Raw genomic sequence first — 356 nt, 5'->3', positions numbered from 1 at the left:
CGAAGCGGCGTTTTCCGAACTCTATGCCGAGGCCAGCTATGCCCGCCGTCCTGCCGGGTTCGCGCTCAAGTTGGTCAACTGGTGGGACCTGGAGGGCGTCACCGACCTGGCGCAGCGCCAGTTCCCGGTGGGCCATGGCAGCCACGCCACGCCATCGGAGATTGCCGTGACGCAATGGGCCTATCCGGACGCGATCAAGTCGGCCGATTATTCGCCGAAAATCGCCAACACCGGCCCGATCCGCGAAGCGCTGGACTTCCGCGCGCGCTTCCCCGACGGCCGCATGGGCTCGGACCCGGCGTTAGCGACGGTGGAAAAAGGCGGCGAATTGGCGGCGCAGGACTGCAAGTAAGCCA

At 66.3% G+C, this 356-nt stretch carries 1 protein-coding gene; it reads left to right on the top strand.

Annotated features, from left to right (window positions below):
* Positions 1-352: creatininase family protein (locus tag AC0L20_RS40245; RefSeq protein WP_473295707.1), on the top strand; the 352-nt coding region annotated here is incomplete at its 5' end.
* Between the last annotated feature and the right edge of the window lie 4 nt (positions 353-356).

The organism is Bradyrhizobium sp. Kon58 (assembly GCF_055807455.1).
The sequence above is the reverse complement of the archived record's forward strand: the minus strand, read 5'-3'. Positions and strand labels throughout refer to the sequence as shown.